Source organism: Nocardia sp. NBC_01009 (assembly GCF_045208035.1).
Classification (GTDB): Bacteria; Actinomycetota; Actinomycetes; order Mycobacteriales; family Mycobacteriaceae; genus Nocardia.
Genome location: NZ_CP108695.1, coordinates 5,325,075 through 5,349,629, shown reverse-complemented (window position 1 = coordinate 5,349,629; position 24,555 = coordinate 5,325,075). Strand labels below are relative to the sequence as shown.

The following is a 24,555-nucleotide window of genomic DNA, read 5'->3' as shown; positions in this document are numbered from 1 at the left end:
CGCCATTATGGACTCTCTCATAGGATGGCGGGTATGGCAGCGGCACGCCGAACAGGCAGTGAACCCTCCGCCCGCCCGCGCACCTCGAATGCGCGGCGACGCATGACCGACGGCGCGATCGAATCGCTGCGCATTCACGGAGCGAGCGCCACCAGCGTCGATCGGGTGCTGGCCGCCACCGGCGCCCCCCGCGGCTCGGTCTACCACCATTTCCCCGGCGGGCGCACCCAGCTGATCACCGACGCGGTCACCGCGGCCGGTGTCCTGATGTCGGAATTCATCGAAAGCACCACCCGCGACAACGACCCGATCGCCGCACTCGACGAATTCGTCGGCCTCTGGCGACACACCCTGCTCGACAGCGACTTCCGTGCCGGCTGCCCGATATTCGCCGTAGCCGTCGAAACCAACGACGACGCACCGGAATTCGCGCGCGCCGCCGCCACGGTATTCACCCGCTGGCACCGCGCGCTCACCGAACTGCTCGTGCGCCACGGTCTCGCCGCCGACCACGCAGGCCGCCTGGCCACCCTCACCGTCGCCGCGGTCGAGGGCGCCATCGCGTTGTGCCGCGTCGAGCGCTCTACTGCGCCGCTGGAAGACACGGTGTGCGAGTTGCAAGACCACCTCGCCGCCGCACTGTGTTAGCGGCGGCGCCCGCCCGGCATCCCTGGTGACGGATCATGTTGGGTGTTCGGCCGCACCGGAGGGCAGGTGACCGGACGCGCCAGAGTTCTGCGCCTCGCTGTCGGACGGGAGCGTGCGCCCGAGGCGTGCGAGGTTCGTCCGACAGCATCACACTCGGTCGCATACCCCCGCACCTAAGTCGGCGGCAGGACGATCTGCCGATTCGCACCATGCTTGCCGAAGACTCGCACGCCGCATCGGGCGATCACCCTCGAGGGGGTTGTCGGGTTCGAGGTTCCAGTGGCGTAGTACGGCGAGGACTTGGGGGCGAAGGCTTCGTTGTTCGATGACGTCCATGTCGACGAGGGTGAGGCCCGCGCGGGTGAGGGCGTGCTCGGTCGCGGGGATGAGGCCGATGCCCATGGTGCGTGGTGCGGTGCCCGCCGCCGCTCGAGACCCTAGGCGGGCGACCTCGGGTGAGCATGCGGTCGATGACGCCGACGTCGAAAACCACGGCGTCCAGGGCGCGATGGCGGTGAACATTCTGTTCACACTTCTCCTTTCGGTCCAAGATCGAAAATTTTCCGGCTTGTCCCCAAAGTTCCGCGCAGCCGCGCTTCGCACCTCTATAACAGGTTCCAATCCAAGACTCGATGAGGAGCCTGCTTTGCCTGTTCGCACCCATGAAATGCCTGTTGGTAGTCAGTCCGGCCAGGGGGTGAGCAGGCGCGGGTTTCTAGCTGCAACGGGTTTCACCGCGGCCGCCGCGCTGGTGGGGAGGTCCATGGTGCGGGCAACCGCGGCACCGCTGGCGGATGGGGAGAAGGTTCCCGCGCTCGTCATCGGCAGCGGATACGGGGGATCGGTCGCCGCACTGCGGCTCGCGCAGGCGGGTGTGGAGGTGACCGTGGTGGAGATGGGTATGTCGTGGACGACGCCCGGCTCCGACGGCAAGATCTTCTGTCCCGTGCTGAAACCCGATGGGCGGTCCTACTGGCTGCGCGACCGCACCGATCAGCCGGTCGGCTACTTCGCGGGCAGCAGCTACAACAAGGACATCGAAAGGTACACGGGCGTCCTGGATTCGGAGCAGTTCAACGGGATTCGCGTCTACCAGGGTCGGGGCGTCGGCGGTGGCTCGCTGGTCAACGGCGGTATGGCGGTGACGCCCAAGCGGGAGAACTTCGCGGCCATCCTGCCCTCGGTGAACGCCGATGAGATGTACAACATCTACTACCCGCGCGCCAATACCGGTCTCGGCGTGAACAATATCGACCAGAACTGGTTCGAGAGCGCGGAGTGCTACCAATTCGCGCGCGTGGGACGCAAACACGCGGAACGCTCCGGCTTCGGCTGGACCTTCGTGCCGAATGTCTACGACTTCGAGTACATGAAGAAGGAGCAGGCCGAGCAGGTCACCCGGTCGGCACTGGCCGGTGAGGTCATCTACGGCAACAACCACGGCAAGCGGTCGCTGGACAAGACGTATCTGGCCGCGGCCACCGGGACCGGCAAGGTGCGTATCACGCCCATGCACACCGTCACCGCCGTAACGCCCACGGACGGCGGCTACCGGGTGGAGATGAACGAGATCAATACCAGCGGTGCCACGGTGGCTACCAAAGCCGTTGTGGCGCAGAAGGTGTTCTTCGCGGCGGGCAGTATCGGCACCTCGAAGCTGCTGGTGGCAATGAAGGCGCAGGGCAAACTGCCCGACCTGCCCGATGTCGTCGGCAAGAAGTGGGGCAACAACGGCAATGTGATGGTGGGCCGCGCCAATCACATGTGGGACGGCACCGGCGTACTGCAATCCAGCATGCCGTGCCTGGGTATCGACAACTGGGCCGATGCGGGCGGCCCAGCCTTCGCCGAGGTCGCGCCCTTCCCGGCGGGGCTGGAGACCTACGTCAGCCTGTATCTGGCGATCACCAAGAATCCCAATCGCGGGCAGTTCACCTTCAACTCCGGTACCGGCAAGGTCGATCTGAGCTGGCAGACCGCACAGAACCAGTACTCCATCGATGCCGCCGAGCGCATATTCGACAAGATCAACAAGAAGGAGGGGACGATCTACCGGACCGACCTCTTCGGCGTCTACAAAACCTGGGGCGACGACTTCACCTATCACCCGTTGGGTGGTTGCGTGCTCAATGAGGCGACCGACAACTACGGTCGCCTCCCCGGCTACACCGGGCTCTACGTCATCGACGGCTCGCTGATCCCGGGCAATACCAGCGTCAATCCATTCGTCACCATTACGGCTCTGGCGGAACGCAATATCGAGAACATCCTCGCCAGCGATCTGTAACCTCGGCGGCACGCCCTCCTCCAGCCAGGCCCGCAACTGCTCCGACTGGGCGACCATGGTCGCCCACGCCTCGCTCTCGATTCGCCTGCCATTAAGATCGGTCCGTTCGATCGGTAGCGAGGGGGAAGTCTTTGCGCGGCAGGTCATCTGGGAATTTCGAGGCCGGCGGACGGCGAATGTCGCGGCGAGTGGCGTATGCGCTGCCAGCCGCGGTGGCCGCATCGCTGCTCGCCACGGGATGCGGATCCGCCGAACCCCGGAAAGCGCCCAAGCCGACAGCGCCGGTCACCACCGCTCCGTCGACCGCACCGCCCACCACCCAGTCGCCGCCGCGGACGACGCTCCCGCAGCCGCCGACGGCGACCAAACCCCCGACAACCACGGAGCGCGGTGGTCTCGGTGGCGGATCCGATGGCGGCAGCGGCAGCTGAATCAGAACCTGTGAGCTGAAGTTCCACTCCAGCAGTAGCTCGAGCACCTTCGGATAGCGATGTGGAAAGTCCATGGGAATTATGCCGAGGTGGGCTCGCTCAGTGCGGCGCTCGACGAGATAGCACACGACCCTTGGCATGACGGCGGCGGCATTGTCCACGGGCCAGGCTCGGTCGGCGTGGCTGGTGAAGTTGGTGTACATCAGGCCCTAGCGCGTTCCACAGAGCAAGGTCGAGATCGCCGAGCGCCGCCGCGGCGTGGGCGGGGTGTAGATCCGTCAGCACAGCACTTGCCGTAGGCGATCCGTGCCCGGATCAGTGGATGGTTCCGTGGTCGCCACGGATGTGGGTGGGCCGCGCCGGAGGAGATGCTATGAGCACGCCCGGTTGACCTCGACAGACGGACACACCGGGTCGATGTGACCCACGACTTCAGGAGTGATCATGACCAGCTCTCTCACCCAGGGAATCAAGACCGTGCTGCATCCCGTGTCCGACCTGGCCACAGCCAAGGCGGTCTACGCCGCCCTGCTCGGCGTATCGCCGCAGACCGACTCGTCCTACTACGTCGGCTTCGAGACCGAGGGCCAGCACATCGGACTGGTGCCCAGTGGTGGACCGCAGAGTCCGACCGCACCGGTGTCCTACTGGCACGTGCCCGACATCGAGGCGAAGCTGGCCGAGCTGACCGCCGCGGGAGCCACCGTGAAAGAGCCTGCGCACGACGTCGGTGGCGGCCGCCTGGTGGCCGCGGTGACCGACACCGATGGCAATGTCCTCGGGCTGATTCAGGACCGATAAGTACCGACCCCACTGCGTGTTCAGCGTCGTCACGACACCGAGCATCCACTCGAACCACCACACCATCTCACCGAAGGAACTGCCATGACCTCCATCGAACCCGTCACCCTCGAAGTGTCCGACCCCCAGGCCGCCGAGGCCATCTATGCCGCCGCCTTCGGGTTGGGAGACAAAGTAAGGTTCCGCGCCTCGCAGGCACCCACGACCGGCTTCCGTGGATTCATCATGTCGCTGGTGGTGTCCCAGCCGAGCACCGTCGACAGCCTCATCGGCACCGCGCTCGACGCCGGCTTCACCACGCTGAAGCCGGCCAAGAAGAGCTTCTGGGGCTATGGAGGCGTCATTCAGGCCCCGGACGGGACGATCTGGAAGGTCACAACGTCGCAGAAGAAGGACACCGGACCAACCACCCGCGAGGTCGACGACGTCGTACTGCTGCTGGGAGTCGAGGATGTCAAGGCGACCAAGCAGTTCTACGTCGACCGCGGCGTGGCCGTGGCGAAGAGCTTCGGCAGCAAGTACGTCGAGTTCGCGACCCCCGGGTCGTCGGTCAAGCTGGCGCTCTACGGACGCCGTGCCGCCGCCAAGGACGCCGGCATCTCCCCGGAGGGCACCGGGTCGCACCGGATCGTCATCGGCAGCGATGCCGGGCCCTTCACCGACCCCGACGGGTTCGCCTGGGAGGCAGTCTGACGCCTCGGCCGCCCACCACACCGAGGAGCAGCCCGTCGTCGACCTCGAGTTCGATGTGAGCCGGCACTGCACGCTGCCTGCCACTTCCGCCCGCTCCGATACCACCGGTGCGGCTGGAAGTGGGAGTGTGCGCACACCACCCTCCTCGGGCGCACCCCACACCGCACCCGAACGCGCACTAGATCGGAGTAATCGACAAGCGCAACGCGCCGGGCGCGGCCACCGGCACCACCGGGTTCTTCGGTGCGATCGCATCGATCCTGCGGTACCGAGCACCCAACAGCGGACGCCGATCGACCTCACCCTTGTTGGGCCACAACGACATTGCGCGCTCCGCCTGCGCGGTGATCGTCAGAGACGGATTCACCCCGAGATTCGCCGAGATCGTCGAACCATCCACGATGTGCAAACCCTCATAGCCGTACAACCGGTGGTACGGATCCACGACACCGGTATCGGGAGAGTCCCCGATTGCACAGCCGCCGATGAAATGACCGGTGATCGGGATATTCACCATCTCGGTCCAGCAACCCTGCGGAATACCATCAATCTTCTCCGCCACCCGACGGGCGACATCGTTGCCTTCCGGAATCCACGCCGGGGGAGCCGCACCGGTCCCCGGTTTGGTCGTCATCCGCCGACCGAACAGGCCACGCTTGTTGTAGGTGATGATCGAGTTGTCCACATTCTGCATAACCAGCAGACCGATCATCCGCTCCGACCACCGCCGCGGATTGTGCAGCGTCACCAGATCCCGGCGCCGGCGCACCAATTCACGCAACCCCAGCACCCAACGGCGCTTACCGTCCTGACCATCGACCAACACCGTGGTCAACAACCCCATGAAATTGCTGCCCTTGCCATACCGCACCGGCTCGATGTGGGTGTATTCGTTGGGATGGATCGAGGACGTGATCGCGACCCCCTTGGTGAAATCCGAATCCTTGTTGCGTGAACGCGCCGCCAGCACCGCCTCGGAATTGGTGCGCGCCAGATGCCCCAATCGCGGTGAGACATTCGGCAACACCCCGCGATCCTTCAACGTGTGCAACAACTGTTGAGTGCCGAGCGCCGCCGCGGAGAACACCACCTGATCGGCGGTGAAGGTCTGTTTCGCCTTGCGCACCCACCGCCCCGTCCGCACCGTGTCCACCGCGTACCCGCCACCGTGCAACGGGCGCACCGTCACCGCCGTCGTCAACGGATGCACCGTGGCACCGGCCCGCTCCGCCAAATACAGGTAATTCTTGACCAGGGTGTTCTTCGCCCCGTGCCGACACCCGGTCATGCACTCACCGCAATGCGTGCACGCCCGCCGCTGCGGGCCCACCCCACCGAAGAACGGATCGGCCACCGCCGCACCCGGGCGAGTGTCCTTGTCGGCGAACAACACTCCCACCGGCGTACGCCGATACGTCTGCGCGATCCCCATATCCTCGGCGACCGCCTGCATCACCCGATCCGACGGTGTCGTCGCCGGATTCGTCGTCACCCCCAGCATCCGCTTCGCCTGGTCGTAATGCGGCGCCAACTCCGACTTCCAATCGGTGATATGCGACCACTGCCTATCGCGATAGAACGTCTCGGGCGCCTCGTACAAGGTGTTCGCATACACCAGCGACCCACCCCCGACCCCCGAACCGCTCATGATGAAAGTGTCGTTCAGCAACGTCAACCGCTGAATACCGAAGCAGCCCAGCTTCGGGGCCCACAGGTACTCCTTCACATGCCACGAGTTCTTCGCGAACTCTGCATCCGCGAAACGACGTCCGGTCTCCAGCACACCCACCCGGTAACCCTTCTCGGTCAACCGCAGCGCCGAGACACTGCCACCGAATCCCGAACCGATCACCAGCACGTCGTAGTGCGTCCCCATGTGCGCGCCTTACCTTCCGGTCCGAACCGACACCGAGATTCGTGTTCGGCATGTACCTGATCGAGACGGTGTAGTCATGCCGACAACGGTAGACATCGGGATACATCGGGTGAGAGAGCCGGACGGCCACTGAATCGATATTTTCGGCCACCGGCGGGGCTCGTGTTCCGCCGCGGAGCACGACCGCTACCCGCCGACGGCGCTACCGACCAACCGCGGCAAGCACACTGCGCGCCTGATGGTCGGCGCCGAGCTGGTTCGGATGGAACGGCACCGCCGGACCCACCGGGGCACTGCTGAACGGCACCAAGCCCTCCGCCCACCGCACACCCGCAGGCTGACACGCATCATGCCCGTCACTGGCCGCATACGTATCGACCAACTCGACACCGGTCGCCTCGACCGCCCGCGCAACCATCGCATTCAACTCGACCAGCTTGCGACCCACCCATCGCGCATCCCTATCGGAAATCGGGATCGCCGGAAAACAACTGCCCTCGGTGCCGACACCCTTGAAATAGTTCAACACCAGCACCCGTGCATGCGGTGCGCGCGCCCGAACGCCCTCGATCGTCGCGACCACCTTCGGCTCCGCCGCCGCGATACTCGCCGACATTCGATCAACACCATCGACGACAAAAGAATCCAGGCACGGTGTCGCGCCGGGATCGAGAGTCGGACACCCCTGGACCGCCGCGGCCAAACCCGCGTCGTTGCCGCCGATCAACAGCGTCACCAAATCCGTCGAGGGGGTGAGCCGATCGAACTGCGGGGGATTGAGCCCCTTCTGGCTTCCCGTCATGTCGACAGTCTGCGCGCCACCACAGGACGCATCCCGAAACACCGCGACCGCCAGCGCCGCAGCGACCTGCTTGGCATAGCTACCCCGGCTCTGCGCACACGTCAATGGCACGAACTCCTCGGTCACCAACCCGGGATTCAGCGTCGCATCCGCCGCCCACGAATCACCCAGCGCCACATACTCGTCGAACCGCGACGGCGTCGCAGAAGCAGACTCCGAAACGACGGGCAGCGTCACACAGACAGCCGCACACGCGATCAACACCCGAGACACCTTCTTCATGAACCCTCCACAAGTGACCCGCCGTCGCGCGTCGGGCATGCTGGACGCACGTCCAGCATGAGTGAAAATACCACCCGGACAGCGACCTTACCGATCCAATGAACACCGCCCAGGAATCCCGACGCCACCAAGGCGCGCACCGTACCCCGAAAGCGACCGCCAGTCACGCGAACACCCTTGCCGCAAACCAGATTTCAGGACGCGGCGCTTACCCGCAACCAGACAGCGGAAGCACTCGAGGCGCCACCACGATCACAGCTCCACGTCCGGCACCGGTGAGATCGGCGCACCAGCCGCCAGCAGTCTCTCCGCCAACACGCGACAACGCCTCCCCAGCTCCGGCGGATCGAGCACCTCGAAATCATGCCCTAGCAGCAGCACGTGCATCAGCACGACGTCGAGACTGGCGGCGCCACTGAGCACCTCGCAGACCTCGCTCCCTCGCCGTCGCACGACGGCCGCCGACGCCGGAATCTGCGCGCGCACCGTATCGGCCGACGCGTGCACCAGGAAACGCGCCTGCTGCGCATAGACCCGACTCGCCACACCCTCCTGCACATACGACGCCGCATCGGGCACCACACGCGGTCGGAAGCACCAGGTTCGTGCCGACACATCAGTCATCCGATCGACGCGGAAGCTTCGCCAGTCATCACGATCGAGGTCATAAGCAAGGAGATACCAGCGCCGGTCGGAGGCGACCAGACGGTAGGGCTCGACCCGCCGCCGTCGCACCTCACTCCCGGCCGGGTAGCCAAAGCCGGCCTCGACCTCGTCACGACAGGCCCTGGCCAGCGTGATCAGCACCTCGGGATCGACCGGCGTGCGGCCTCCGCCGAAAGACTCCACCGAACCGGAGAGCGCACGCACCTCGTGCCGCAACCGGGTGGGCAACACCCGGTCGAGCTTGGTCAGCGCCCGGAGTGCGGCGTCGCCGGCACCGGCGACCGCGCCACCCGCGCCGACCAGCAGCGACACCGCGGTCACGATCGCCTCCTCGTCATCGAGAAGCAGCGGCGGCAAATCCTGCCCCGGGCCGAGCCGGTAGCCGCCACCGACCCCCTGGCCGGCACACACCGGATAGCCGAGCGCGCGCAACCGCTCGACATCGCGCCGAACCGTGCGCGGCGTCACCCCGAGCCGATCCGCCAACTCGGGGCCGGTCCAGACCGGGCGCTGCTGCAGCAACCCGAGCAGGGTGAGCACCCGCTCCGTCGTACCCCTCTCGCTACCGCTTGCCACGTCCATATCGCCACCCTGCCAGAAATAGCGGACCGATCCTGTCCGCTAGGGGTGCCACGCTGACCCCATGGACACAGACGAACTCGACTGGAACCGGACGCTACGCGAGCAGTGGGACTTTCACTGGAACCATCAGCTCCGAGCCCGGCTCGACGGCCTCACCGACGACGAGTACTTCTGGTCGCCGGTGCCGGACGCCTGGAGCGTGCGGCCGCGCGGCACCTCCACGGCGCCCATGCAGGTCGGCGCCGGGGACTTCACCATCGACTACGCCTTCCCCCAGCCGGTTCCCGCGCCCTTCACCACGATCGCCTGGCGACTCGGTCACGTCATCGTCGGCGTGCTCGCCGCACGCAACGCAGCACACTTCGGTGCGCCCGCAGCGTCGTACGAGACCTGGGGATACGCCGGCAGCGCGGCCACCGCACTCGACCAACTCGAGGCCCAGCTCGATATCTGGCTGGCCGGGGTGCGCGACCTCGGCGAGGCCGGACTCCGGGTCTCGGTCGGCGCTAAGGAGCCCTTCCCCGAGTTGTCAATGGCCGATCTGGTGCTGCACATCCACCGGGAGCTGATCCACCACCTGTCCGAGGTCTGCCTGCTGCGCGACCTTTACCTGCATACGAAACCCGGCATCGCTGGAAGGAGACTCATGACCACACACCTCGACCCCGACGAGCTCCATAGCAACCCCGCCTTCACGCAGGGCGTGATCGCACCCGCCGCCCGGACGGTCTATGTCGGTGGCCAGCTCGGCACCGACAGCGCCGGGACACTGCTCGACGGTATCGAGGCGCAAACCACTCAGGCAATGCGAAACGTGTTGGCTGTGCTCGCTGCCGCGGGTACCGGTCCCGAACATGTCGTCAAACTCAACATCTACCTCGTCAATGGGGTCGACGCGCAGGTGGGATACGCGGCATCGCGATCAGTGTGGGGCAATCACCGCACAGCCATCACGGTCGTTTCCACCGCGGGACATGCTCGTCCCGGCGCGCTCGTGGAGATCGACGCAGTAGCGATCATCCCGGAATAGGACGAACCACGGATCGAGGCTGCAATGGTGCACCTCGGCGCGTGACCGATGCCGTTCAGCTTCAAACGTGAGAGAAAAATGTCACAGTGACGTTTTGCGGTAGGGTTGCCGCACCTGGCGAAGGGGAGGGGATTCGAGGTAACCCCTTGCCTCCCAATAAAATTCGAGCACGTCTGGTAGTGGGCATGCTTCCAGCAGGTGCAGAGCGGAGCGCTGTCATGGTGCGGCGACAACCACGGCAGGCTCGCTCGCACGGTCGACGCGGAATCCCGGTAGGAATCGGTCGGCATACGGGATCATCATTTGAATCAGTGGCCCGATGCCGAATGCGTACACCAGTGTTGCGATGCCGACGCTGCCACCCAACATCCAACCGGTAGCCAGCACCGACATCTCGATCCCGGTTCGCACCGATCGCACCGACCACCCGGTCCGCGCAACCAGTCCAGTCATCAGTCCATCCCGCGGACCTGGACCCATCCCTGCACCGATGTAGAGCACCGTCGCGACCGCATTCACCACCACGGCTGCGGTCATCGCTGTCACCCGCAGTGGAATCGAGTCCCACGCCGGCAGCATCCACAACCCGACATCCACCGACACCCCGATGACCACCACATTGCTCACCGTCCCGACACCGGGCCGCTGCCGCAACGGAATCCACGCCAACAGCACCACAACCCCGGTCACCGCCGTCGCCGCGCCGAAGCTGATCGGCACATGCGCCGCTACACCCTGATGGAACACATCCCACGGATCCAACCCCAAACCGGCACGAATCATCACCGCCATCGACAACCCGTACAACCACAACCCGACATACAACGCGACCAACCGGCGAACCAACATCAACCCAGCATGCCGAGCACTGGACCTTAAAAACAGATCCACTTGCCGATCACTGGACCCTCGCTATCGGTATGATGCTCAACCACTCGGCGTGGTATCCACCCCTGCACGACATCGCCGCGCACCGGCCATCATGACCTGTTTGGTACATGATCACACCGACCATTGATGGTGTTGTGGGTGCGGCTACTCGTTGAGGTGGAGGCATTCATGAAAGTACGAATCATAGGCACCGGTGCATCGGTTCCGAATCTGGTGATGACCAATGAACGCCTACTCGACATGTTCCCCGGACCCCGTAAGAACCCTTGGACGCCAACGGAATTCGAGCAGAAGACCGGCATCAGGCAACGTCGATTCAGCGTCGATCTCGACGACAGAACAGGTCGCGCCGTGTTCCCGCCCGGCTACGGCGAACCACCCGGCCCCGCCGGGATCCTCGCCGAGAACGCACTGCAGGAGGCACTCACCACTGCAGACATCGACGCAAGGGAACTCGACGGCCTTATCATCGGTTGCTGCACACCAGATCTACTGCACTTCGGCACCGATGCACAGTTGCTGCATCATCGGCTCGGCATGCGCCCCGACGCCACCGTGCTACAGACCGACGTCGGTTGCGGCGGCGCCGTCTTCTGCCTGCAGTGGGCCAAGGAAATGCTTCTGAGCGGCATCCGCAAACGGATCGCGGTGGTCATTACTCACACGATGTCACCGCTGTTCGACAGCGAAATGTATACCGGCAGTGTTACGTTCGACGAGAATGAAGTCGGGGCCTTTCTCACGCCGCTCCTGTTCGGAGACGGTGCAGGCGCAGTGATTTTGGAGGCCACCGACGACGACAGCAACTCAGGGATAGTGTCATCCCTGGCCGTCAACGAGCACTACGAAATCACCCTCAGGCCCGGGGGCGGCAACCTACATCCACCCGGCCTGCCGAGTACCGCCCTGTCCGACCACGCGTTCTACATCACCGGAAAGCGGGTTGCCGACGCCTACGTACCGGTCATGAAGAAATCCATCGACCACGCCCTCGCGGAGGCTCGAATGGATGCCGACGACATTGCGCGCTTCTATCCGCATCAGTCCAACCTCCGGCTCATCGAGCGACTCATGGATGCCGCGAATATGCGCGAAGATCGAACGGCCACCAATGTCGAACGGTACGGAAACACCGCAGGCGCCAGCGTTCTCATCCTTCTCGCCGAAGATGTACGCGCCGGAACCGTCACTCTTGGCGGTGGTGAGCCGGTTGTCGTCGCCGCCATCGGCGCCAACCTGCAATACGGTGCACACGTGATACGACTCTAGTAACCAGAGTGGTCGCGCCCGCCTATCCCATCAAATCGTCACCGTGACATTTTGAGTGGATAGGCGAAACGGCCAGGGGAGAAGTGCGTCACGTTGCCAATCACCAGCGTTCGACTCACTGAGCCACACCGCGATTGCATTGGCGCGCAGTCACCAGCCCACAGGCAACATTGATGAATTTCCGTCGCAACGCGTATTTGACAGAAAGATTTCCATTCGAAGAATCCGACATCCAGAGGGATCGACGACACCGATTGACCGGCACACATTTCATCCAAAGCCGTGTTGGGCCGAGGTACCTACCAAAACCCCCAGGCAATCGATCAACCAAAAGGATGACAAACAGTTGAGGAGGACACCCCTTCCGGCACCCTCCTTGCAACGCCGATAATCAACATTATGTCAAGTGAAGTACCGCATATTGCATCAGTACCAAGTCACTCAGCGACACGCTGAGCTAACTCACTGCCCAACCATGGTCGCGATACGCCACATAGCGGTTGCCCCACTGCATGCCCGTGACTCCGATCGTGATGACGCGTTGCCCGACGGTCAGGCCATCTGTGCCGCTACCGAGTTCGTCGATCAGACCGACGAATTCGATTCCGGGTACTGTCGGGAACTCCGGGGTGAATCCGTAACTCCCGCGGATGGTATGCAGATCGCTGGCATGGACAGGTACAGCTGTCACCCGGATCCGGACCTGGCCGGCACCGGGCTCCGGAAGCGGGTGGGTCTGCAGATGCAGGACCTCAGACGGTTCGCCCAACTTGTCGGCGACGACAGACCGCATCGTTCGCATCTTCATGATGCTCCTTCGGTCGGATCCACTAGCTCCAATGCTGCCACCACAGCGGGGTCGTTTGGGGTCTAGACCCTCAGCGCGCACCAATCGAAAGTCTTAACGTGACAGTCCTGCAGCTGCGCAACCCCTCTGGAGCACGGTGACGACCCATGACGCTACCGCTGTCCGGTTGCAGAACGATGCCACTTCCCCGGCATTGGAAGAAAAGTTCGCGAGGAGTTGGAATACGACGAGATCGAATATGCAGGGTTGCCAGTACTGGCTGCGTGCTCTCGCCACAAGGTGATAGACCTTGACCGGTTCAGCATCCCGTTAGCTGATACAGCTCGCTCAGGCGATGCCGTGCATCATGTGGACCTGCGACCATGCCGTTAGGCGCCCTGCTTTCCGGATCAGGAAAGTGTGTCCGCCAGCTCCGCATGCAAATCGAACAGCGCGGTGATCTGGTCGGCTGACCGTCGGCCCATGCCGCACTCGGTGGCGATGCCGAAGTCCGCGACGGCGGTGCGGGCGGCTTCGATCCGACGCACTGCGCCGTCTCGACCGTCGGTAGCGTGCACCAAGCCGAGATAGAGATCGGTTTCGGGCGGCAGGTGGAGATCGGCGAGGGGTTTGAAGTAGTCGGCGTCGGCACGCGACCGCGGGACCGGCATGTGGATCCAATCGAGGCGCCTGCCCAGCCCGGAAAGGATGCGGGTCGCGACCGAGGCCAGCCGCCCGGTATCGGTGGGTTCGGCGAAGTGGCGGTGGCCGAAGTCGCCGTAGCACAGGTGGTATCCGAGTTCGACTGGTTCGGGTACCGCGGCGCCCAACCGGACCAGCCGCTGTGCGACTTCCTCGAGCTGGGTCGGATAGTCGCCGCCGAACCAGGACGGGAACACGCCTTCGAAGATGGCGAACTCGACTGCGGTATCCCATTGCACCGCAAGGTCTTCCGCCGGGATGCCGTCGACGATACGGGCCAACTCGCTGCGCAGCTGCGCCTCGTACCTGCCCTCCAACTCCCCCTGCGGTCCCGCGACGAACGCCCCGATCACCGCAATCGGCGTCGGCAGGCACACCTGGAATCGGGAGCCCTGCGGGATAACGCCTTCCTCCCGCAGGCGCCGAAAGACCTGCCACGACTCCAGGGCAGCGTCGGCATAGCCCAAGGGGCCGAAGTCGATTGATGCCGCGTCGACACCCGATTTGGGTTGCACTCGTTCACTTGGCCCGTATTCCGGGCTCGGCGGCGGAACGGTCTCCAGGTCCGGGTGTGCCTGCATCTTGGGCAGCTGCCACACCACCCAGTTGTCGCGCACTCCCGTCTCACCATCCGGAATGCGCTTCAATCGAGAACCTATCCGCTGTGCTGCTTCCGAGAACACCGTCTGCGCATCCGCCAACGGAACGCTGCCGCACAGATGAACTCCGCGACCTCTGCCCACCGCAATCTCCCTACACATCGCCTACCACTGGTCGAGCCGACCTGGTCGAAACCGGATTGTTGCCGCGCACCGTCCCGCTCGGTGCGAGACCGGGCGACGGTGCGCGGTCGGGTCACAGGCTCGCGACGAGGTCGCGCTACGCGATGCAGCGTAAGCGCGGCCACGCAATAAGGTTCCCCACATTTGGGAAGTAGTAGAGCACCCGCTCAGCCCCGGAATGCGGCGATGTTGCGGCGGACGAAAGCCGATTCGCAGGCAGGATGCGGAAGGCCTCGTGCGTGCTCAGATCGACTGCAGAGTCCAGGGATTGGGCGCGATCCCGGCAGAACTTCGTCGAGCATGTCGGCCACCTCGGGTGGTAGTGCTTCGGCGGCGCGCAGCGCACTTCCCCTCCGGGGTGACGGCCTGGCCTCATAGCAGTACCGCTCCCCTATAAATCCTCGTACTGCTCAACGCTCTCCGGTGATAGGCGAGGTCTCAAACGAGTGGTTCGCGGCGGCCCACCGCTTGTCGCCGAGCACCGAGCCAACGTGGCCGGAACGGTATGAAAGCAGCCGAGATTCGTCGCTACCCTCGAAGGTGGCTGGATCTACCACAGGTACGGGGGACGAATGAGTGACGAGCACAGGCCGGCCTTGTTCGGCTCCGTTGTCGAGTTCGTCGAGAGCTACTTGACGCTGATCTATCGGCGCGACACCGACATTCACGCGTGGTGCCCGGAATGGTGGCAGCACGCCGAAGCCGTCGTACGCCTGGATGCGCTCTGGAGAACGTGGGAGCACTACCGACTCGCTGGAAACACCGGGCTCTCGGTGTGGTTCCTCGACCATGCCGATGCTCACATGGGCGTCCTACTCAGCCTCGACGGTCCGTTCAGTGGCTGCTCGGTCCGCAACGGCCACTCCGCCAAAATACCTCCCCTGCCACTCGAAGCCCCTCTCCCGGATATGTTCCGATCCCCGACACTCACCCGAGACGACTAGCAGCGGGCGGCATTTCACCACCCCCACCAGCGCTTATCTGAAAAGCTCTGTGGTCAACTAACGTTCATGCAGTGCTAGGACATTCTCATGCGACCAGTGGCGCGTTTGCCTGGTCGGTAGCGGCCGCGACCTTGCCCATATCGGCGATGACGTACCCCGTATTGACAAGTGCGGACGTGCATCTCGGCCCTGTCGACATTCTGTTGGGCGTCTTTCTGACGGCGGGCGCCGCGCTCCTGCCCGATGCAGACCACCCCAACGGCACCATCGCCCACGTGCTCGGACCGATTTCGTACTACCTGTGCCGGTTCATCTCATGGATATCGGGCGGGCACCGCCATGCCACGCACTCGTTTGCGTTCGTCATCGCCGTGGCATACGGGACCTGGGCAGGCGAACACTGGCTCGGACGATATTTCACCCTCGCACTCGTCTTTTTCCTCCTGGCCCTCGCGGTACGCGCACTACATATCTGCCCCTCCGGCGACAGCATCAAGGCGTGGGGCACCGTGGTGATCCTCGCAGCCGCAGGCACCTTCGCCATGGACCACTGGATCACCGACAAACCGGTCTGGCTACCGTTCTCCGTCGGCCTGGGTGCACTCGCCCACCTCGCGGGCGACTGCCTCACCGACCGCGGCTGCCGCCTCTTCTGGCCTTTCCCGCTGCGCACCCGCGTGCCGATCATCGACCGCACCGGCAACAAGGTCGAAACCTGGGTTCTGTCACCATTGTTCACCCTCGGCGCCCTTGCGGCGCTCTGGTACGTCTTCACCACCAGCCCCTGACCGCCACCGGCGTGGCGACTGTCTTTCGTGGACCACGACCGGTCCACGAAAGACAGCGCCTGTCGGCACAGCCTGGCCGACACTCGAAAACCCCGCGCCTACCGCCGTACCAACAACGGCGGTAGGCGCCCCCTTCTGCCTTTGCTTTTCTTTTGATGATGACGTTGTGGATATCGGTGACGACGTTTTGGTAGCTCTATGCAAAGATATGCATAGGCCGATATTGACATGCGTTTTTGGTAGAGTGGCCGGTCGCATTGACCGGAGCCTCGCCCTGCCGTGCAGCTTCCATCCCATAGTGCAACGGACTGCGAACTCGGCATCGACTGCTCTCCCCCGTTGGTAGATGAGCCCTCCCGTCGCGCTTCCCTCGCCGACCAGTCGGCTAGCGCTCCCCTGCCCCACGCCCGCAGGAGATCGGCACGGGACTGACCATAGCGGCGCCACTTTGGCGTAATCGATCAATATACCGTTCCGGCACTGGCTGATTCATGCTGCGGGACCTACTGCCGCGGTCCGCGCACGAGTCGATCACCGTGTCGGGTCGCACACGATGGCAGGCGCCCGTTCGGCTGCGTCCAGGTAGCTGCGCAACGCTTGACGGTTCTGAGTGAGTGCGTCGATGCGTTCGTCGAGTCCTCGAAGGCATGCCCGGAGTACGTCGAGCAACTCGGTACATGGCGCGATGTCAGGGCCTGCGCCGGTCGCACAGGGCAGCAGGAGACCGATGTCCTCGGTCGAGAGTCCCGCCTCGAGCAGCCCTCTGATCTGGGTGACGGTCAGGATAGCGTCCTCGGTGAACTCGCGGTATCCGTTGGCTCCACGGCCGGGCTCTAGCAAACCCTGGGATTCGTAGTAGCGCAGTAGATGCGTGCCGACTCCGGTGCGGCGGCTCAGTTCCCCGATCAACACCGTGGCTCCTCCTTGACCTTCATACCGATATGAAGGTTGATGATACCGACATGACCGATAAATCGACGCCCGACTCCAACGCCGGCCACGCGCCGGTCACTGTCATCGGCCTCGGGCTCATGGGCCGAGCCCTGGCTGAAGCGTTCTTGGCAGCTGGACACCCGACAACCGTATGGAATCGCTCGGCCACCAAGGCCGAACCACTCCTCGCCCAGGGCGCCACCCTTGCGGGCTCGGTCCGCGAAGCCGTCGCAGCAAGCCCACTCGTGGTCATCTGCGTCACCGACTACGAGGCGGCACGCGAGCTGCTCGACCCGTTGGGGGATGTGCTCACCGACACGGTTCTGGTGAACCTGACCTCGGGCACCTCCGCCCAGGCGCGGGAGACCGCAGAGTGGGCAACCTTGCGAGGCGCGTCCTACCTCGACGGCGTAATCCTGGCTATTCCCCCGGCCATCGGTACTGCAGACGCCGTTCTCCTCTACAGCGGTCCACAGCCGGCCTTCGACCACCACGAGGCGACCCTGCGGAGCCTGGGCGCGAACACCACCTACCTCGGCGTCGATCATGGCTTGTCCTCGTTGTACGACATGGCGATGCTGAGCATGATGTGGAGCGTTTTGAACGGATTCCTGCACGCCGCTGCCCTGCTCGGTACCGCGCAGGTCGACGCGGCAACAGTCGCGCCATTCCTGAACAACGGGATCGGCAGCATGACCGAGTGGATCACCGCCTACGCGGACCAGATCGATGCAGGCAAGTTCCCTGCCGAGGACGCCACCATCGACACCCACCTGGCGTCGATGGAGCACCTCGTCCAGGAGAGCGAGACACTCGGTGTCAATGCCGAACTTCCCAGGTTCGTCAAGATGTTGGCCGACCGGGCGGTGGCACAGGGTCGTGGCGGCGACGGCTACGCCGCGATGATCGAGCAGTTCCGAAAGCCATAGGCATGAGCACCGCACCATTCGATATGACGGTGGACCGCGTGCACGGCACCACGATTCGTTAGCAGTCTCGATGACCGAACCCATACCGGTACGGACGTAGCAGGGGCGGACCCCTCCCCCTGTCTCTGCTACGTCCGGCGGAGCCGGACGGTTGGTGTTTCGTACCAGGTCGATGACATGCTTCGATGCGCATATCTACGTATGATCATGTTTTCAGTAGATCCATTTCGGTCGGAAGGAGACGCCCCTCGGGCTAACCTGGGGCATGTTTGCTGGTTCGACGATGCAACCCCACCGCTGGACGCCGCCGCAGGCGCTCCCCCGCGCTCGTGAAACGCGCAGCGCCACACCGCTCCCCCCGGTTTCCCGGCTGGAGGTGTCGAGTGCGGGCCCCGAGGATGTGGTACTCGCGCCGGATGGGCGGGTGCTTGCCGGGGTCGATGACGGGTCGATCCTCAGCATCGACCCGTCCGACGGGGACGTGCGACGGCTCGTGAACACCGGTGGCAGACCGTTGGGGCTGCATGCCGACGCGGACGGCTCGATACTCATCTGCGATTCGACGCGCGGACTGCTGCAGCTGGATCCCGATGGCAGCCTCGAAATTCTCGTCGACCAGGTCGACGGCGAGCCACTCTCCTTCGCCAGCAACGTCGTTCGCGATGACGACGGCACGATCTACTTTTCGTCGTCGTCGCGCCGCTATCGCCTCGATCAGTGGATGGGCGACATATTGGAGCATTCCGGCACCGGCAGGCTGCTGCGCCGTGATCCGTCGGGCGCGGTCGAAACTCTGCTTGACGGACTGCAATTTGCCAATGGGGTGGTCCTGTCCCCCGATCGTTCATGTGTGGTGGTTGCCGAGACGGGCGCATATCGGGTGTCGCGCTATTGGCTCACCGGAGCCAAGGCAGGCACCCATGATTATCTCGTCGAGAACTTGCCAGGTTTTCCGGACAATATGGGTCTCGGTAGCGACGGACTCGTCTGGATCACCCTCCCCTCGCCTCGAAATCCCCTGCTGGACTGGCTATTTCCGCTGCCGGGCGTGCTGCGAAAGATCGTGTGGACGTTGCCGGCATGGTTGCAGCCGAAACCGCCGAAGACGGTCTGGGTGATGGCCGTCGACTTCGACGGCAATGTCGTGCACGATCTTCAGATCGAAGGCACCAATTTCTCGATGGTCACCGGCGTTGTCGAGTACGAGGGGATTCTCTATCTGGGGAGTCTCACGGAGTCCGCGGTCGGCGTGACGCGGGTTCCGTCCTGACCAGAGCATCGTCCGACGTCGGACCGACCGGGTAGCTGTTGGGTGCCCGGGCACTCTCGGGTTCATCGCGCAAGGCGTGCGGATGTGGCGCGAGGGTGTCCGGGCCCGCGGTCAGAACAGTTGTTCGGGGTGGGCGTCGGCTTCGCTGCGGACGTCGGCGGCGAATCGGGCTTCGATGTCGTCGGGGTCGCCGGAGCTGTGGGCTGTGTAGAGCAACAGGCAGCCGCGGATGCCGTCGAGGAGGTCTTCAAGCAGGTCGAGGGCGGGGCGGACCGGGTCGAGGCGGCTGATGCGGAATTCGGCGAGCAGGGCTTCGCGGGTGTCGTTGTCGAGGTCGAATTTGCGGGCTTGTTCTTCGATTTCGGCCACTCGGCTGACGACGGCCCATGGTGCGGGCACGTGCCCTTCCGAGACGGACACGGCCTCGGCGATCAGGTCGACGACGATGTCGGTGGGTGTCTCACCTCCGCCGAGGCGTTCCAGCACCATGGTGGGGGTTTCTACCTGCAGCGCTTCGATGTCGTCGGCTTCGACGACGACATCGACGGTCGGTACGCCTGCCAGTTCGCCCGCGACCTCCGCGGCGGCGTCGAGCCAGTGTGCGGCAGCGACCGCTGCCGAGGCGGGGTCGAGTTCGGTGAACAGTTCGATGGAGCCGAGTGGGTCGGCGCGCAGCAGTTCGTCGGCGGCTTGGACCTGGGCAGGTGAGACGTCGGGTCTGGACAGCTCGACTGCTTGGCGTGCGCGTCCGGTGAGGTCGCCGAGTTCGGCGGATTCGATGGCGGCTTGTTCGGTGATGACTTCGGCGAGGATAGTGTTGCGCAGTTCGAGGTCGTCGATGCTGTGCAGGGTGCGTCCGACGCGGTGCGCGGATTCGACGACGCCGCTGTAGGAGACGAGCAGGCCGTGGTCGGTGGGCAGGTTAGGGGTGCGGATGGCCGCGTCGACTTCCTTGAAGTTTCTGCGTTCTTCGGCGCGGCGCCAGGCTTCGCTATTGGGGATGTCGGGATCGCCTGCGGCGCTGGCCGGGTGCGTGTAGGTGCGCCATTGGAACCGGGACAGGGTGGTCAGATTCGACGCCAAACTGGTTGCCTGGTCTGGGCTTATCGGGGGCAGTGCGGCCACCGTCGCCGCGAGATCGCCGCGTCCGGTCGCCCAGATGGCGACTAGTGCGTTGCGGTCTGCGTCGATTGCATATCGGGTCACATCCGCAAGTCTTGCCGATTCGGCGTGGTTGCGCGCGCGCAATCCTGTCCAACCCGCTGCGGTGACCGGCGTTTCTCCATGGCACGCTGGGGAGTATGACTCTCGATCACGGTGATCCCGGCGACGCGCCTTCGGTTCCGCAGCCGACCGCGCCGGTGGTGGATTCCGCGCGTCCGTCTGCGGCGGAGGAGGCCAGAACTGTTGCGGCGGCGACGAATACGGGGACGTTGGCCAGCCTGAGTGCGGATGGTTCGCCGTGGGCTTCGTTCATCACCTATGGCTTGTTGGATGGTCAGCCGGTGTTGTGTGTGTCCAGGATGGCGGAGCACGGCCGTAATCTGGCCGCGGATGCGCGGGCCAGCATTGCGATGGTGGAGCCGAATCCGCCTGCCGATCCGTTGGCGGGGACGCGGATCACTCTCGCGGGTGTCGTCGAGCAGCCGGTGGGTACGGAGGCCGAGGCGGCGCGGCAGGCGCATCTGGCGGCGGTGCCTGCGGCGAAGTATTACATCGACTACAGCGATTTTGCGGTGTGGGTGTTGCGGGTGCAGCGGATTCGGTGGGTCGGCGGGTATGGGCGGATGGATTCGGCGACGGCCGAGCAGTATGCCGCTGCCGCGCCGGATCCGGTGATACCGGTTGCCGCTGCGGCGATTACGCATCTCAACGATGATCATGCCGATGCGCTGTTATCGATGGCCCAGGTGCTCGGCGGGTATCCGGATTCGACGGCGGCCAGTTGTGAGCGCGCGGATCGGTACGGGCTTGATTTGCGGGTTGTGACGCCGCGTGGGGTGGCGCGTACACGGGTGGGTTATGCGGTGCCGCTGGATTCCATCGATGGGTTGCGGGCGGCGACGGTCGAGTTGGCGCGGCGGTCGCGCGAGGGCTGAGCGCGGCGGTCGGCACCTGCGGTGGGCCAGGATGCGGGCGGTGTTGGGGGTGGCTTCATCGGGTCCGAGGGTGGGGTGTCGATTGCGCCCAGTCGGGGACTTCGGCGACCAGTTCTTCGGGAGCGGATAAGCGCCAGGCTTCGAAGACCAGTTCGGACAGCTCGTCGGCCTCGATGCCTGCCAGGGAGACGACTATCCAGCCGAATCCGCCTGCGGTGAACTGTACTTCGAAGACCTCGGGCCTTTCGGACACCAATGCCAGCTGTTCGGACAGGGTCTGCTTCAGGCCGACGGTTTCGGTCCGCGGCCAGTAGTAGCCGAACCGCTTGCCGCGGACACTGAAGGTTGTGTACTTCTCGCCTTTGGCGCGTTGCACGTCGACGAGCGCGTCGATGATTCGGAAGAATTCTTTGTTGTGTACCGCCACCGCGGACCCCCTTACACAGAGTCCGCCGGAGCGGCCTTGGCCGATGGCGCACCGATCGGGAGGTAGGCGATCGCGTAGGCGCGGCGCAGCAAGGTGATCGGCATGGAACAACTCAACCACATCGTTCGGGGTGTCCGGACATCTCGCTGTTGGCTGGCCGCTGCGTTGCACGGGTCGCCGGGCGGGGCCGTGTGGTCAGTCCCACCAGAAGATCCGGTGCCGGTTGGCCATGAGTGCTGCGGCGAACTGCTCGATCGTGCTCTGGTCGATGATATCCGGGCAGGAGCAATACTGTTCACGCGCGATGTCCATCGCGCTCTCGATGGTCGATGGGTGCCGGTTTATTTAGACGCACTCGTCGTGGGAATTGTTGTCCTCGGTGTGCTTCCGCTGCGTGCCGCACTGTGGGCCGGGCTGGCAGTGAGCGCGCTCGCGGGCGCGTATCAATTTCTGCGTCGCGGTTTTCGTCCGCACGTGTGATCAGAACACCGTCGTCCAGTCGTGCTTGATGCTGACCACGGTCCAGCCGTGGGTGCCGGCCAATTCGAGCGCCTGCTCGGCTCCCGCGATGTAGTCGAACTCGCGGGCGGCGTCGTCGTGGCGCAGCAGCAGCCGCAACGACGGCCGGTCCGGCCGCTGCGAGAACTGCAGCATCGGGATGTCCCCATTGCTGTTCCCCGCCGCCAGCAGGGGCCGCCCACCGACACGGTTCCAGATCCGCACCGGCTTCTCGGGACCGTCGTCTAGGACATCCGCCTCTGGTTTTCGGACGATCGCGCCGCTACGGCCGTCGTCCTTCCAGGCCAGCGACACGCCGCTGCCGATGACCCGTTGGCGTGGAATGCCGTACACGTCCTGGCTGATGGGCCGCATGAAGTCGCGGCCGCCGCCGGAGACGATGTAGTTGCGGAACCCGTTGGCGGCCAGGTAGTCGAGCAGCTCGAGCATCGGCGCGTATCTGCACGCCAGGTAGTCCCGGTCGAGGGTGGGATGCCGCGCGGTGCGCAGGAACTGGTCCGCCTGGGCTTCGAACTCCTCGACAGTCACCTCGGCGAACGCGGTCAGCACACCCGCGGCGAGCACCTTCACCCCGTTGTCGTCGCCGTGGTAGTGCCGGGTGATGACGTCGTTCAACCAGCCATAGTCCTGCGCGTAGGCGGCCTGCCAGGGCTGACGGGTGCGCAGATTCTGATCCTGCTCGGCCATCGCGACGAGACGGCGCAGGATGAAATCGAGCTGGATAGGCATCGGCTTCTCACACCACAGCGTGCCGTCGTTGTCGAAGACCGCGACCCGGTCCTCGGATGGGACGCCCTCGGCCGTCACCCGCTCGACGAAACCCACCACGGCCGCCTTGGCGGCGCCGTCCCGCCAGCTGGCAAGCGGAGCGTCGTCGGGGGGTGAGCTCTTCCCTTTGATTTCGGCAGTATGCGTACCAGCCTCGCGTCTTTCGGTCATGGTGCTGCCCCTTCGATCCTTTCCGTCATCCCGGGAGCGTCACCTCGGCCTGGTCCTTGTCACTGCGCAGCCCACGCCAACTCGGATGCCGCAACCCTTCCCCGGTGAACTCACGAAATTCGATGCTGCCGACCAACTCCGGGCGCACCCAATGCACGCCGCCCCCACGGCCTCGGCCACCGACTGTGGCGTCGAACGGCATGACAGCCGTAGCGAGCTCATCGAGCCGAGCCCGCAGGCTACGACGAGTGGCCATGCTGAAGCCGGTGCCGACGTTGCCGATGTAGGTGAGCAGCCCGTCCTTATCGTGCGCAGCCAGCACGAGCGACCCGAACGTCGGCGCCATCATCCCGGTGCCCGGCGTCCACCCGATCACGATCGCCTCCGTGGTCTTGCGGATCGGGGTCTTGATCCACACCGGCGAGCGGCGGCCCGGGTGATACAACGAGTCGATCTCCTTCGACACGATCCCCTCGAGGTGGTGCTCGCGCGCGACCTCGAGCATCCTGTCGGCCGCCACCTCCAGCCAATACGGTGGGACGCTCACCAACCGGCCCGGCAGATCCAACCCGTCCAGGCGATCACGGCGGGGCAGGTACGGCAGCACGGTGACGTCCTCGCCGTCGATGGACAGCACGTCGAACCCGTAGAACTGGACCGGCACCGACGCGATCAGCTGCGCGGTCGGTCGCGCGACATGCATGCGACGTTGCAGCAAAGCGAATGATGGTGCACCCCGGGCGGTCTGCGCGATCACCTCGCCGTCGAGAATCAACGCTCTGCCTCGCGCCGACTCGGTGAGCGCGGCAGCCAGCTCTGGGTAAGAGTCGGTAATCTCGCGCCTATTCCTGCTGTACAAACGGCACGATTCGCCGCCGCAGACTACAACGGCGCGGACACCATCCCATTTCATCTCGATGGCCCAGGCAGCCGTGTCCGGTGGCCGCCCTGCGACGGCCAGCATCGGCGCTGGCACTGCCACCACAAGATCAGCGTATACCCAGCTACCGATAGGAGGACACTATCGACGCAGCGCCGCAGACGCGTCACGCGACTAACGGCATCCGCAGTACCGCACGAGGCGATCCGCACCGAGGTCAATGCAGCCGGGGACCAGCCCGCCGCCATCACCGCCTTGGCCAGCGAGCCAGAACTGGCGACCAGCACCCGTGAGGTCG

General features: G+C 64.7%; 26 protein-coding genes and 1 pseudogene. 13 read left to right on the top strand and 14 right to left on the bottom strand.

Annotated features, from left to right (window positions below; all coding sequences use genetic code 11):
• The first annotated feature begins 33 nt into the window (after window positions 1-33).
• Window positions 34-648 (top strand): TetR/AcrR family transcriptional regulator, encoded by a 615-nt coding sequence (locus tag OHA42_RS23750; RefSeq protein WP_406230071.1) that lies wholly within the window; start codon window positions 34-36, stop codon window positions 646-648.
• A gap of 147 nt (window positions 649-795) precedes the next feature.
• On the opposite strand, the gene OHA42_RS23745 is transcribed toward OHA42_RS23750, so the two are convergent.
• A complete protein-coding gene (locus tag OHA42_RS23745; RefSeq protein WP_406239561.1) occupies window positions 796-1,170 on the bottom strand; it encodes a hypothetical protein in 375 nt (124 codons plus the stop codon).
• A 241-nt stretch (window positions 1,171-1,411) separates the two neighbouring features.
• Here OHA42_RS23745 and OHA42_RS23740 point away from each other — a divergent pair, with 241 nt between their 5' ends.
• Window positions 1,412-2,935, top strand: coding sequence for a GMC oxidoreductase (locus OHA42_RS23740; protein ID WP_406230070.1), 1,524 nt, complete (start codon window positions 1,412-1,414; stop codon window positions 2,933-2,935).
• Between the two features lie 91 nt (window positions 2,936-3,026).
• Here OHA42_RS23740 and OHA42_RS23735 read toward each other — a convergent pair whose 3' ends face one another.
• Complete coding sequence (locus OHA42_RS23735; RefSeq protein ID WP_406230069.1) at window positions 3,027-3,569, bottom strand: hypothetical protein; 543 nt, start codon at window positions 3,567-3,569, stop codon at window positions 3,027-3,029.
• 241 nt (window positions 3,570-3,810) lie between these two features.
• Between OHA42_RS23735 and OHA42_RS23730 the strand changes: the two genes are divergently transcribed.
• Window positions 3,811-4,167: a VOC family protein gene (locus tag OHA42_RS23730; protein WP_406230068.1), complete on the top strand. Its 357-nt coding sequence runs from the start codon at window positions 3,811-3,813 to the stop codon at window positions 4,165-4,167.
• Between the two features lie 84 nt (window positions 4,168-4,251).
• Complete coding sequence (locus OHA42_RS23725; protein WP_406230067.1) at window positions 4,252-4,860, top strand: glyoxalase; 609 nt, start codon at window positions 4,252-4,254, stop codon at window positions 4,858-4,860.
• A 178-nt stretch (window positions 4,861-5,038) separates the two neighbouring features.
• On the opposite strand, the gene OHA42_RS23720 is transcribed toward OHA42_RS23725, so the two are convergent.
• The 3 genes from OHA42_RS23720 to OHA42_RS23710 form a co-directional block, all read right to left on the bottom strand.
• Entirely contained in the window at window positions 5,039-6,736 is a 1,698-nt protein-coding gene (locus OHA42_RS23720) for a GMC oxidoreductase (protein WP_406230066.1), read from the bottom strand.
• A gap of 202 nt (window positions 6,737-6,938) precedes the next feature.
• Window positions 6,939-7,820, bottom strand: a complete 882-nt coding sequence (locus OHA42_RS23715; protein WP_406230065.1) for an SGNH/GDSL hydrolase family protein — start codon at window positions 7,818-7,820, stop codon at window positions 6,939-6,941.
• Window positions 7,821-8,072: 252 nt separating this feature from the next.
• Window positions 8,073-9,068 (bottom strand): helix-turn-helix transcriptional regulator, encoded by a 996-nt coding sequence (locus OHA42_RS23710; protein WP_406230064.1) that lies wholly within the window; start codon window positions 9,066-9,068, stop codon window positions 8,073-8,075.
• 61 nt (window positions 9,069-9,129) lie between these two features.
• Here OHA42_RS23710 and OHA42_RS23705 point away from each other — a divergent pair.
• Window positions 9,130-9,681 (top strand): annotated as a pseudogene (locus tag OHA42_RS23705) (DinB family protein); the annotation flags it as partial.
• Between the two features lie 33 nt (window positions 9,682-9,714).
• Window positions 9,715-10,098, top strand: coding sequence for a RidA family protein (locus tag OHA42_RS23700; protein WP_406239559.1), 384 nt, complete (start codon window positions 9,715-9,717; stop codon window positions 10,096-10,098).
• A 216-nt stretch (window positions 10,099-10,314) separates the two neighbouring features.
• On the opposite strand, the gene OHA42_RS23695 is transcribed toward OHA42_RS23700, so the two are convergent.
• On the bottom strand, window positions 10,315-10,947 hold the full coding sequence (locus OHA42_RS23695; protein WP_406230063.1) for a YitT family protein: 633 nt from the start codon (window positions 10,945-10,947) through the stop codon (window positions 10,315-10,317).
• 210 nt (window positions 10,948-11,157) lie between these two features.
• Here OHA42_RS23695 and OHA42_RS23690 point away from each other — a divergent pair, with 210 nt between their 5' ends.
• Complete coding sequence (locus tag OHA42_RS23690; protein ID WP_406230062.1) at window positions 11,158-12,258, top strand: 3-oxoacyl-ACP synthase III family protein; 1,101 nt, start codon at window positions 11,158-11,160, stop codon at window positions 12,256-12,258.
• A 457-nt stretch (window positions 12,259-12,715) separates the two neighbouring features.
• On the opposite strand, the gene OHA42_RS23685 is transcribed toward OHA42_RS23690, so the two are convergent.
• Window positions 12,716-13,066: an alcohol dehydrogenase catalytic domain-containing protein gene (locus OHA42_RS23685; protein ID WP_406230061.1), complete on the bottom strand. Its 351-nt coding sequence runs from the start codon at window positions 13,064-13,066 to the stop codon at window positions 12,716-12,718.
• A 389-nt stretch (window positions 13,067-13,455) separates the two neighbouring features.
• The gene (locus tag OHA42_RS23680) at window positions 13,456-14,394 is read right to left on the bottom strand and encodes a hypothetical protein (RefSeq protein WP_406230060.1); all 939 of its coding nucleotides are present in this window, start codon (window positions 14,392-14,394) and stop codon (window positions 13,456-13,458) included.
• A gap of 707 nt (window positions 14,395-15,101) precedes the next feature.
• On the opposite strand from OHA42_RS23680, the gene OHA42_RS23675 reads away from it, so the two are divergent.
• Both OHA42_RS23675 and OHA42_RS23670 read left to right on the top strand, forming a co-directional pair.
• Entirely contained in the window at window positions 15,102-15,473 is a 372-nt protein-coding gene (locus OHA42_RS23675; RefSeq protein ID WP_406230059.1) for a DUF4913 domain-containing protein, read from the top strand.
• 71 nt (window positions 15,474-15,544) lie between these two features.
• Window positions 15,545-16,261, top strand: a complete 717-nt coding sequence (locus OHA42_RS23670) for a metal-dependent hydrolase (protein WP_406230058.1) — start codon at window positions 15,545-15,547, stop codon at window positions 16,259-16,261.
• Window positions 16,262-16,792: 531 nt separating this feature from the next.
• Here the strand turns inward: OHA42_RS23670 and OHA42_RS23665 are convergent.
• Window positions 16,793-17,173 carry a MerR family transcriptional regulator gene (locus OHA42_RS23665; protein ID WP_406230057.1) on the bottom strand — a complete coding sequence of 127 codons (381 nt, stop codon included), beginning with the start codon at window positions 17,171-17,173 and terminating at the stop codon, window positions 16,793-16,795.
• Window positions 17,174-17,223: 50 nt separating this feature from the next.
• Between OHA42_RS23665 and OHA42_RS23660 the strand changes: the two genes are divergently transcribed.
• Window positions 17,224-18,123, top strand: coding sequence for an NAD(P)-dependent oxidoreductase (locus tag OHA42_RS23660; protein ID WP_406230056.1), 900 nt, complete (start codon window positions 17,224-17,226; stop codon window positions 18,121-18,123).
• A gap of 283 nt (window positions 18,124-18,406) precedes the next feature.
• A complete protein-coding gene (locus OHA42_RS23655; RefSeq protein WP_406230055.1) occupies window positions 18,407-19,393 on the top strand; it encodes an SMP-30/gluconolactonase/LRE family protein in 987 nt (328 codons plus the stop codon).
• 111 nt (window positions 19,394-19,504) lie between these two features.
• On the opposite strand, the gene OHA42_RS23650 is transcribed toward OHA42_RS23655, so the two are convergent.
• The gene (locus OHA42_RS23650) at window positions 19,505-20,599 is read right to left on the bottom strand and encodes a hypothetical protein (protein WP_406230054.1); all 1,095 of its coding nucleotides are present in this window, start codon (window positions 20,597-20,599) and stop codon (window positions 19,505-19,507) included.
• Between the two features lie 95 nt (window positions 20,600-20,694).
• Here OHA42_RS23650 and OHA42_RS23645 point away from each other — a divergent pair, with 95 nt between their 5' ends.
• Window positions 20,695-21,492 (top strand): HugZ family protein, encoded by a 798-nt coding sequence (locus OHA42_RS23645; protein WP_406230053.1) that lies wholly within the window; start codon window positions 20,695-20,697, stop codon window positions 21,490-21,492.
• Window positions 21,493-21,547: 55 nt separating this feature from the next.
• On the opposite strand, the gene OHA42_RS23640 is transcribed toward OHA42_RS23645, so the two are convergent.
• On the bottom strand, window positions 21,548-21,919 hold the full coding sequence (locus tag OHA42_RS23640; RefSeq protein ID WP_406230052.1) for an MmcQ/YjbR family DNA-binding protein: 372 nt from the start codon (window positions 21,917-21,919) through the stop codon (window positions 21,548-21,550).
• A gap of 195 nt (window positions 21,920-22,114) precedes the next feature.
• Window positions 22,115-22,231: a DUF4253 domain-containing protein gene (locus tag OHA42_RS23635; protein WP_406230051.1), complete on the bottom strand. Its 117-nt coding sequence runs from the start codon at window positions 22,229-22,231 to the stop codon at window positions 22,115-22,117.
• 21 nt (window positions 22,232-22,252) lie between these two features.
• On the opposite strand from OHA42_RS23635, the gene OHA42_RS23630 reads away from it, so the two are divergent.
• Window positions 22,253-22,399 carry a hypothetical protein gene (locus OHA42_RS23630; RefSeq protein WP_406230050.1) on the top strand — a complete coding sequence of 49 codons (147 nt, stop codon included), beginning with the start codon at window positions 22,253-22,255 and terminating at the stop codon, window positions 22,397-22,399.
• Here the strand turns inward: OHA42_RS23630 and OHA42_RS23625 are convergent, their stop codons facing one another.
• Together OHA42_RS23625 and ligD are read right to left on the bottom strand one after the other, a co-directional pair.
• Window positions 22,400-23,377 carry an HAD family hydrolase gene (locus OHA42_RS23625; RefSeq protein WP_406230049.1) on the bottom strand — a complete coding sequence of 326 codons (978 nt, stop codon included), beginning with the start codon at window positions 23,375-23,377 and terminating at the stop codon, window positions 22,400-22,402.
• Between the two features lie 25 nt (window positions 23,378-23,402).
• On the bottom strand, window positions 23,403-24,341 hold the full coding sequence (gene ligD, locus OHA42_RS23620; protein WP_406239557.1) for a non-homologous end-joining DNA ligase: 939 nt from the start codon (window positions 24,339-24,341) through the stop codon (window positions 23,403-23,405).
• Window positions 24,342-24,555: the final 214 nt, after the last annotated feature.